The sequence below is a fragment of the Pseudoalteromonas sp. S4741 genome (assembly GCF_005886135.1).
Lineage (GTDB): Bacteria > Pseudomonadota > Gammaproteobacteria > Enterobacterales > Alteromonadaceae > Pseudoalteromonas > Pseudoalteromonas tetraodonis.
In genome coordinates, this window is record NZ_PNCN01000101.1 from 1 (window position 1) to 9,040 (window position 9,040).

A 9,040-nucleotide genomic window follows, 5' to 3' on the forward strand; every position below is an offset into this window, starting at 1 on the left:
GGAATGAGGCAAGGCAGAGCCTATGTGGTGTGGTTATTCCCCATAAATAGGCGATAACGCAGCATCAATGCCAAACAGGCGCTGCCCTTCGGGTTCTGCCTAGGGGCGATTTACTCATTGTTGCTCGGTTTTGACTTAGCCCACTAGGTTACAAACCTCGCGCCGCGATTAAACCGCCCCTAGTTTGAACAAATTGTAATCCGCAAAGGTCAACAGGCCCTAAAGAGTGAAAGCGAAGCGAATAACAAATATAAGTTGGTATTAAAGTTGCTGTAGTTATTCCATACACGTATCTAAGTGAAAATAGTTAAAGATAGATATTTTAACGCAAAAATGGATTTGAGCTGATGACATCAATAACCTTTAAAAATCAATATAATACTTATGTTAGTACAATAAATAAACCGGCAAAAGCTGACGAAGTAGCGGCAACTTCTGGCTCTGTGGCAACAGCTAAAACCAGTGATAGCGAACAAACACAAATCGCAAGCACTAAGCCACAAGACAAAAGCTTTTTAGAAAATGCGCAAGAGGCGCTTATTTATCAACGATTAGGGGTTGATAAAGAAAAAATTGCTGAGTTAAAAGCAGCAATCGATGCATTGGCAGAAAAACTCCAAGAGCAAGGTGCTGATATAGACACCATTAAAGAGCAGCTTGCAGAGTTACAAAAAATGCTAGAGCAAGAATACGAAAAAGGCACTGATCGAATGGTCATGCAACCTACGCATGAAAAAGGCAAGCTTGTAACCGCGTTAGCTTAGATAACGACACGTTGCAAGCTCATTTACTCCTGACTTTAAATAGATTTTAAGTGAATTATGCACAAAGAGGGCAAAGAGACGCTGCGCTTTTAGAGCAGTGATCTAAAGCATAACTTTCATCTGCAACCAAAAAACCAAGCTTGGGCATATAAAAAGTATCAACATGCCTACACTAAGCAAGTTGCCTTTAAAGAGATTAAAGTCATCAAAAATTCTCTGCCACTTATATTTAAATAAATACCTACCCACAAAAATATCTAAACTAAGCATTATTATTAGCCACATTAAGCCTAATTTAAAACAATCTAGGTAATTTGTAGGGGCAACCCATGGCAGGGCTAACCAAGCTATAGCAAAAATAATGGCGATGCCTGAGAGTAAACTAAGTGTTTTAGCGCGTCGTTGCCCATATAATCGATGCAGAACTCGCACCCGTATGTTGCCATTAATTATCTCGCCTAGAGCAAGTAATAAGCCTATGGCTAGGGCTTTTAATAACATGATGATTTCCTTATATTACAAGGGCCAACAGTTAAACATTTATTTTAAATAGTTTACATCAATACCCAATTAGAGAGCCATTAGTTAGCCTTTTAATTTATAACCATCGGTATTTGTTGTTATTGTGCGCACTTTTTTATAAGGTGAACTTTGCTTATAAAAATAACAACGGGATCAACCGATGAAAACTCTACAACAACAACTTGGCCAGTATGGCTTGTATCATCGTTCAAAGCGTAACGTATTAACTCACTTTTTTGGTATTCCACTGATTGTATTTGCGGCATTGTGCTTACTAGCGCGTGTTGAAATTACTATAGGGAGTTTTAATGTCGATGGGGCGCAGCTTTTTGTCCTTGCCAGTGTGGTTTACTATTTTATGCTGAGCTTTTCGCTAGGTTTAATCATGGGCATTATTTTTACTGTATTGTTAGTGGCAGCGCAGCCTATCGCCGCAATGCCCTTTACATCATGGCTGACGATTGGTGTGGGTGTGTTTGTATTTGGCTGGGTGTTACAGTTTATTGGTCATTATTTTGAAGGCAAAAAGCCCGCCTTTGTTGATGATTTAGTGGGTTTAATTATTGGCCCTTTGTATGTCACCGCAGAGCTGTTATTTTTAATGGGCTTTTATAAAAATTTAGAACAGCAAGTTAATGAAATAGCGGGCCCAACTAAAGCATAATCAGTCAAAGACTATAAGGTAAACCATGGATTATAATAATAAAACAGTATGGATCACCGGTGCATCATCAGGTATTGGTGAAGAGCTTGCAAAACAATTTGCAGAGCAAGGTGCGAAGGTTATTTTATCAGCGCGTAACGTTGATAAACTCAACGAGATAAAAGAACAGTTAAAAGGGCAAGGGCATCGGGTAATACCGCTTGATTTATCAAAGCCCGAAATCGTACTGCAGGATGTATCAGCGCAAATAGATAGCTTAGGCCCGATTGATATTTTAATTAATAACGGCGGAATTTCGCAGCGTAGTTTATTTTTAGAAAACGACTTTAAAGTGTACCGCCAACTCATGGAAGTAAATTACTTCGGTTTAATTGCACTCACTAAAGCAGTGCTACCTTCAATGGTGGCGCGAAAAAGTGGTTCTGTAGTGGCTATTAGTAGCGTGGCAGGCAAAGTGGGCTCTAAGTTTAGAACGGGTTATTCAGGCAGTAAATACGCTGTAGTAGGCTTTATGGATTGCTTACGCGCCGAAGTCGCGCAGCACAATATACATTGCTTAACTATTTGCCCTGGCTCAATTAAAACAGCAATTGCCCATAATTCATTGAACGAGCAAGGAGAGTCACAAAACAAACCTGAGCCTTCAATAGAAAATGGTATGAATGTAAATGTAGCCGCATCGAAAATGCTCACCGCAATCTATAATAAAAAAGACGAAGTTGTAATAGGCCAAGGGTTGAGTGGTTGGGCACCGTTTATAAAACGGTTTTTCCCTAGTTTATTTAATCGCTTAACCGCCAAGGTAGAATATAAATAGCCTGAGAATTAGTGGACTGTTAGCAAAAATTTAAGTTAAATTTGTGCTGACAGTGTACTGCTATTTTTTAAATAATGGAGACGTTAAAGTTAATGATGCATAGTGTTAAGCTAAGAGTATCTTTATCTGTAACTTTCCTTTTAGATAACAATTCGCTACGAGGCTTTTACTGCTGACTCTTTTGATTTATTGAAGATCACAATAGAAAATATAACTTCTGTTATGCCACCAACAAAAGCACCAATGACGAAGTTAGCATTTAATAATATACAAACTACTCCCGCTAGCATAAGCACAGCACCTAAAAGCCAATAAACTTTTGCACCATATAAAGTATTAAAAATTAAATAACGCACACCCATTGCCAACAGCATTATTGGATAAAACCATTGCAGATGCAGCTTAGAAACATAGAAGGCGAGGAAAAAACCAACAAATAAAATAACGGTACTTTCTAAAGCAAGTTTGCCTAATGGGTTTGTGGAGTCATGTTGTCCAGGGCGCTTAAGTACTTTTGATAGCAACATAGCCAGCGGGTGTATAAACATACCACCAATAAACAGGGTAAGCATACTCGCTTTAGTTGAATACAGTACTGCAATTAAACCAGCAAAACACCAAACTAACCCAGAAATAACAACACCTGTTGCGCCACCAAAATAGGCGAGATCCATGTCTTTTTGTGCTTGCTTAAATTCCATAAATACCCCGTGACCTAAAAGTGGATATCCCTCAAACAGAGGAAAGTAATTATTGGTTAATAATTCCACTAATTAACTTTAATGTAAACAACTGATTATGCGAGAAATAAAATGGCTTTTGAGTGTCGCACCAATAGGGCTGTAATAACGTGATGGGGGAAATGCAAAGTGAACTTATAAGAAGTGTATCTAATTTTACTTAGTTGGATAAATGTTTATCGAAGTTATTTAGTCTGGGAAATACAAACCCCGCACTGTTAATGCGGGGGATAGGTTTAAACTCATTTGGTTAAATGTTTACTGGGCTTTTTTGGCTTCGAGCGCTTCTATTTCATTCCAAATTTTTTCAGCCTCGTCGGTTAACATAGCGTAGCTTTTTATATCGCCTTTTCTTTGCGCTTGCATGCCTTGTTCTAATTTTGCGTCGTATTCTTTACGTAATTTTTTGATTGGATCTGGCTTTAAAAATGAAAACATCAACACCCTCGTTGTTTATTAGCTAATTACAGAAACAATACGCAGTGAAGACGCAAAAAGTTTGCTGTTACTGTAATTAGCTTATTAAAAGATTATTGTGGGTCAAGGCGCATAATGCCTTGGCCGTCCAATCCTAAGTAAATAGTGCCATCATCACTTTGTGCTAGACTGCGAATACGACCAATGCCTTCCAGTAATTTACTTTGTTTAACGGCATTGCCATCTGCTATTTCAAGTACGCTAATAAACGCGTATTTCATTGAAGCGAGTAAAAATTTTCCTTTAAGCTCAGGATACTTGTCACCTTTTACGAGCAGCATGTCTGAAGGAGCAATAGAGGGTGTCCATTGTAATGTGGGCGCTTGCATGCCTGATTTTTCGGTTAAATCGGTAAACGAGGTGCCACTGTAGTTAATACCATAGCTTACCACTGGCCAGCCGTAGTTAGTTTTAGGCTTAATCATATTAAGCTCATCGCCGCCACGGGGGCCGTGTTCGTGTGCCCAAAATACATTATTTTCACCATCGAACCACATGCCTTGTGGGTTACGATGCCCGTAAGACCAAATCGCTGATTTTGCGTCTTTTTGTTTTACAAATGGGTTGTCGGTTGGAATTTTACCATCGTCGTGTAAACGATAAATTTTACCGCCATCGCGGCTTAAATCTTGTGGGTTAATATCTCGCGAGCCGCGATCGCCAATCGAAAAATATACATAATTTTGGTTATCAAACACAATACGGCTGCCGTAGTGCTGGCCTTTTTTAGAATTATGCTCGCCTTTGTATAATTGTTGTTGCTCGCGTAATTGGCTGTGATCGTTACTTAATTTTGCGCGCATAAGTGCGGTGTTACTGCCAGCACCGTCACCTTCACTGCTTGAGTAAGTGATATACAGCCATTGATTATTAGTAAAATCAGGATGCAGCTCTAAATCAAGTAGGCCGCCTTGGCCGTTGGCATCAATTTTAGGTAGCCCAGAAATTTTAGTTAAGCTGGTGGTATTTTTACGCAATAAATATAAGGTGCCACTGCGCTCGGTTATTAATAAATCACCGTTTGGTAGAGCCTCAATAGCCCAGGGAATAGAAACCCCTTGGGCAACAGTGACCGGTTTTACATTAAGCGCTAATTTATCCAGTTCTTTAAAATCAACTGCATGAGCACTAAGGCTGGTAAGCGCCGAAAATGCCAATGCACAACTGGCTGTGGCGAGTGTAGAAAATTTTTTACGCGTTGTTACTTTGTTCATAATGGCTTCCAAAATTAACTAAATTTTAACTACCTTAGCACGCTATTTATCATGGTGTTAAGTATTTGGGATGAATGAAATTGCACACTATTTAACCGCTTTAATGTTGGTTTTTAGCTTAATGAGCTTGTTTATGTCCCTCAGGTGTTTAACTAACTTTACGGGTATAGGAATTAAAGACCGCTTTAAAAAAATTGAATAATTACTCTATTAGGGTTGAAATTTAAAAATTCGAGCGTACACTTGTGCGCTGAAAGTTGAGCTTACACGTGTAGGCTCAAATATTTAAAGCCCAGCACATGTGTTTGCGTGAATTCGCTTAACACAAAGTGATGGGTAGTCGATTTAAGTAGAGAATTAATAACCATGCTAACTTCGGTATTAGACCAATTTTCAAAATGGTTTTTACACCATCAAAGCTTTGCCGCTTACATAGAGCCTTTAATACAGGTCGTTAAACCTGCATGGCGAGCCGGCTTTTTTCGTGCGCAAATTATTGATGTACACGCGTTGAATGGTCAGTTTTTAAGTGTAACGCTTAAACCCAATAAACAGTGGCGCGCCCACATTGCGGGCCAGCATATTAGTTTAACGCTTGAGCTCAACGGGCGTTTGCTTACCCGTGTATTTACGCTTGCTTGCAGCCCCGCGCAATACAAAGCAACCGGATTGCTGCGAGTTTTAATTAAAACCAATGAGCAAGGACGTTTTACAGCTCAGTTGCAAAGCACATTAAAGGCGCCGTCGTGGTGTAATATTTCTGCGCCAAGTGGCGACTTTGTATTTAAAAGCTGGCATAAAGCCAGCACCTTTGTTGCTGGTGGCTCGGGTATTACACCTATGCTGGCAATGCTTAGCCAGCAATTAGCAAATACTCAGCACACCATCAAATTACTGTATTTTGCAAAAGCTAATGAGCACCAATGCGTTGAAGAACTTGCCGCATTAGCAGAGCGTTATGCGCATTTTTCTTACTTGTTACTCACTCGCGATATGAGCCCGCAATTAACTACGCATATAAACATCGATGACAATCCTGATATTTACTGCTGTGGGCCAGCAGCGTTTATGCAAAAAATTGCACATTTTGCAAACCAGCATCATTTAACCTATTACCAAGAAGCCTTTAGCCTTGCATTGCCAAGCTTAAATGATGACAGTCAATTTACTGTAAAAATTAATAATGATCACCACGACGTAGCAGCGAATGAGGTGTTGTTAACTCAGTTTGAGGCAAAAAAACTACCTGTGCAGCGAGGGTGTGGGATTGGTATTTGTCATCAATGCCAGTGCATTAAAAAAACGGGCGTGGTGCGCAATTTAAAAACCGGTGAGTTATCAGATAACGGCGAGCAGTTAATTCAACTGTGTGTTAGCCAAGCGGTCAGTGATTTGGAGTTACAGCTATGACAACCATAAATTATCAACAATTAGCCGAAGATTTAGATGGCATAAAAATGTCGACGCTTGCCAAAGTAGGGCAAAAGGATGCTAATTATATACGCTCTATTGTCCGCAAGCAGCGACTGTGCGAAATAGGTGGGCGCATTTTATTAATGCTTGGTTTTGTACAGCCTTTATTGTGGGTGGCGGGTGTGTTGTTACTGGCTTTGGCTAAAATTCTCGACAACATGGAAATTGGCCACAATGTAATGCATGGTCAATACGATTGGATGAACGACAAACAGCTTAATTCAAAAACATACGAGTGGGATATAGCCTGCGACGGCCAAAGTTGGAACCGAGTACACAATTTTGAGCACCATACTTACACTAATATTATTGGCAAAGACCGCGATTTTGGTTATGGCTTATTAAGATTAAGTAATGACTTTAAATGGCGTTTAAAAAATACTTGGCAGTTTATTACCTATTTAAATTTAAGTGTGCTATTTCAGTGGGGCGTGTCGTACCATGAGCTGGCGGGTGAGCGTGTGTTTATAGGTAAAAAGAAGCCAAACCGCAAAGGGGCTGTAGCGCATAGTACGTTAAAAAAACGCTTTTTTAGTAAAGGGGCGCGCCAATTAATTAAAGACTATGTGCTGTTTCCACTTTTAGCGGGGCCTCTTTTTTTATGGGTGCTAAGCGGTAACTTATTAGCGAACCTAATTCGTAATTTATGGACATCAACCATTATTTTTTGTGGCCATTTTACCGAGCAAACGCATACCTTTTACGAGCAAGATTGTGAAAACGAAAGCCAAGGTCAGTGGTATTATCGCCAAGCGCTTGGGTCGTCAAACATTAAAGGGGCGCGTTGGTTTCATATTTTAACGGGGCATTTAAGTTTTCAAATTGAACACCATTTATTTCCTGATATGCCATCGTCACGCTACCAAGAAATAGCACCACAAGTGCAAGCTGCTTTACAAAAGCAGGGCATTGCATACAACACCGGCGGTTTTTTTCACCAATATACCTCGGTGTTAAAACGTATATTTCGTTATTCATTTAAATAGAGGTTAATAAAATAGCCGCTACTATAATGTATGCATTAAATAATCAGCTAACCTTAAATTGTTAGCTGATTATTGCATTAAAGAGTTAGCAAGTGCTTTTTTGATTAAATAATCATCAGTACATGCAAAAAATTCGTCTAATTAATTTAAAAACAGCCTGTTTTGCTATGGTTAAATAGTAGCGGGTTGTCATACAATGGAGAAAAATAGACCACACAAGAGAGAATAAAAATGGCCGCATTTGGTACTGTGTTTATGCCGCAGATGATTCAAGCTAAGTTTTCTGACAATCAGTGGGGCGAAAGCTCAATTGTTCCTTGCGATAAGCTTGAGTTGCATGCAGGTGCACACGTTCTTCATTATTCAAGTACATGTTTTGAAGGTTTAAAAGCCTTTCGCCATGAAAATGGTTCGGTAAATATTTTTAGAATGGATGCAAATATTGCGCGTATGCAGCAAAGTTCTGAATTATTAAGTTTACCAGCGGTTGATGGCGAGATGCTAAAAACAATGATCATCGATATTGTTCGTGAATACGCCGATGAAACGCCGCTTCCTCCTGGTTCTATGTATATTCGCCCAACCCACATTGGTACTGAAGCTGCCATTGGCAAAGCGGCTGCACCTTCAATGAGCTCATTGCTTTATACGTTATTATCGCCAGTGGGTGACTACTTTTCAGGTGGTGCTACCGCGTTACGTGTTTTATTAGAAGAAGACGGCATGCGCTGTGCCCCGCATATGGGTATGATTAAAAGTGGTGGCAACTACGCCAGTGCATTAGGCCCAATATCAGCAGCGCGCACTAAATATAAAGCCGACCAAATTTTATTTTGCCCAGGTGGCGATGTGCAAGAAACCGGCGCGGCCAACTTCATATTAATTGATGGCAACGAAATCATTACTAAAGCACTCGACAGCACCTTTTTACATGGTGTTACTCGTAATAGTATTTTAACCATTGCGAAAGATTTAGGAATGACGGTAAGCGAGCGTAACTTTACCGTAACTGAGCTTTTAGAGCGTGCAGCAAAACCAGGCACTGAAGCAGCACTTTCAGGCACTGCAGCAGTATTAACACCAGTAGGTACGTTTATCCATAACGATAAAGAATACAAAGTGGGTAATGGTGAACCAGGGCCAACAACAGCACGTTTACGTCAAGCATTGAACGATATTCAATGGGGTAAAAGTGAAGATACACACGGTTGGTTAACTAAAATCTAATCGGGTTCTAGGGTCTGTTGACCTTTGCGGATTAAAATTTGTTCAAACTAGGGACAATTTAATCGCGGCGCGAGGTTTGTAACCTAGTGGGCTCGATAACTGCTCCTGCGTTATTCTACTGGCTTACATCCATGTAAGAATAAGTAAAAACCGAGC

At 39.9% G+C, this 9,040-nt stretch carries 10 protein-coding genes; 6 read left to right on the forward strand and 4 right to left on the reverse strand.

Annotated features, from left to right (window positions below):
* The first annotated feature begins 347 nt into the window (after positions 1 to 347).
* Positions 348 to 764, forward strand: coding sequence for a hypothetical protein (locus tag CWC30_RS13630; protein WP_138627360.1), 417 nt, complete (start codon positions 348 to 350; stop codon positions 762 to 764).
* Between the two features lie 102 nt (positions 765 to 866).
* On the opposite strand, the gene CWC30_RS13635 is transcribed toward CWC30_RS13630, so the two are convergent.
* A complete protein-coding gene (locus CWC30_RS13635) occupies positions 867 to 1,265 on the reverse strand; it encodes a hypothetical protein (RefSeq protein WP_138627361.1) in 399 nt (132 codons plus the stop codon).
* Positions 1,266 to 1,446: 181 nt separating this feature from the next.
* On the opposite strand from CWC30_RS13635, the gene CWC30_RS13640 reads away from it, so the two are divergent.
* Both CWC30_RS13640 and CWC30_RS13645 read left to right on the forward strand, forming a co-directional pair.
* Entirely contained in the window at positions 1,447 to 1,950 is a 504-nt protein-coding gene (locus CWC30_RS13640) for an Mpo1 family 2-hydroxy fatty acid dioxygenase (RefSeq protein WP_138627362.1), read from the forward strand.
* Between the two features lie 25 nt (positions 1,951 to 1,975).
* Positions 1,976 to 2,767, forward strand: a complete 792-nt coding sequence (locus CWC30_RS13645) for an SDR family oxidoreductase (RefSeq protein WP_138627363.1) — start codon at positions 1,976 to 1,978, stop codon at positions 2,765 to 2,767.
* 155 nt (positions 2,768 to 2,922) lie between these two features.
* Here the strand turns inward: CWC30_RS13645 and CWC30_RS13650 are convergent, their stop codons facing one another.
* From CWC30_RS13650 to CWC30_RS13660, 3 genes are all read right to left on the reverse strand, one after another.
* A complete protein-coding gene (locus CWC30_RS13650) occupies positions 2,923 to 3,468 on the reverse strand; it encodes a DUF7010 family protein (RefSeq protein WP_024603118.1) in 546 nt (181 codons plus the stop codon).
* Between the two features lie 297 nt (positions 3,469 to 3,765).
* Entirely contained in the window at positions 3,766 to 3,945 is a 180-nt protein-coding gene (locus CWC30_RS13655; protein WP_024603117.1) for a DUF6435 family protein, read from the reverse strand.
* Positions 3,946 to 4,037: 92 nt separating this feature from the next.
* On the reverse strand, positions 4,038 to 5,198 hold the full coding sequence (locus CWC30_RS13660; protein ID WP_138627364.1) for a PQQ-dependent sugar dehydrogenase: 1,161 nt from the start codon (positions 5,196 to 5,198) through the stop codon (positions 4,038 to 4,040).
* 366 nt (positions 5,199 to 5,564) lie between these two features.
* Between CWC30_RS13660 and CWC30_RS13665 the strand changes: the two genes are divergently transcribed.
* The 3 genes from CWC30_RS13665 to CWC30_RS13675 all read left to right on the forward strand — a co-directional run bounded on the left by CWC30_RS13665 (position 5,565) and on the right by CWC30_RS13675 (position 8,884).
* A complete protein-coding gene (locus tag CWC30_RS13665; protein WP_138627365.1) occupies positions 5,565 to 6,608 on the forward strand; it encodes a flavin reductase family protein in 1,044 nt (347 codons plus the stop codon).
* Positions 6,605 to 7,657, forward strand: a complete 1,053-nt coding sequence (locus CWC30_RS13670; protein ID WP_138627366.1) for a fatty acid desaturase family protein — start codon at positions 6,605 to 6,607, stop codon at positions 7,655 to 7,657. The genes CWC30_RS13665 and CWC30_RS13670 overlap by 4 nt, the downstream gene beginning before the upstream one ends.
* 225 nt (positions 7,658 to 7,882) lie before the next feature.
* Positions 7,883 to 8,884, forward strand: coding sequence for a branched-chain amino acid aminotransferase (locus CWC30_RS13675; RefSeq protein WP_349654453.1), 1,002 nt, complete (start codon positions 7,883 to 7,885; stop codon positions 8,882 to 8,884).
* The last annotated feature ends 156 nt before the right edge of the window (positions 8,885 to 9,040 follow it).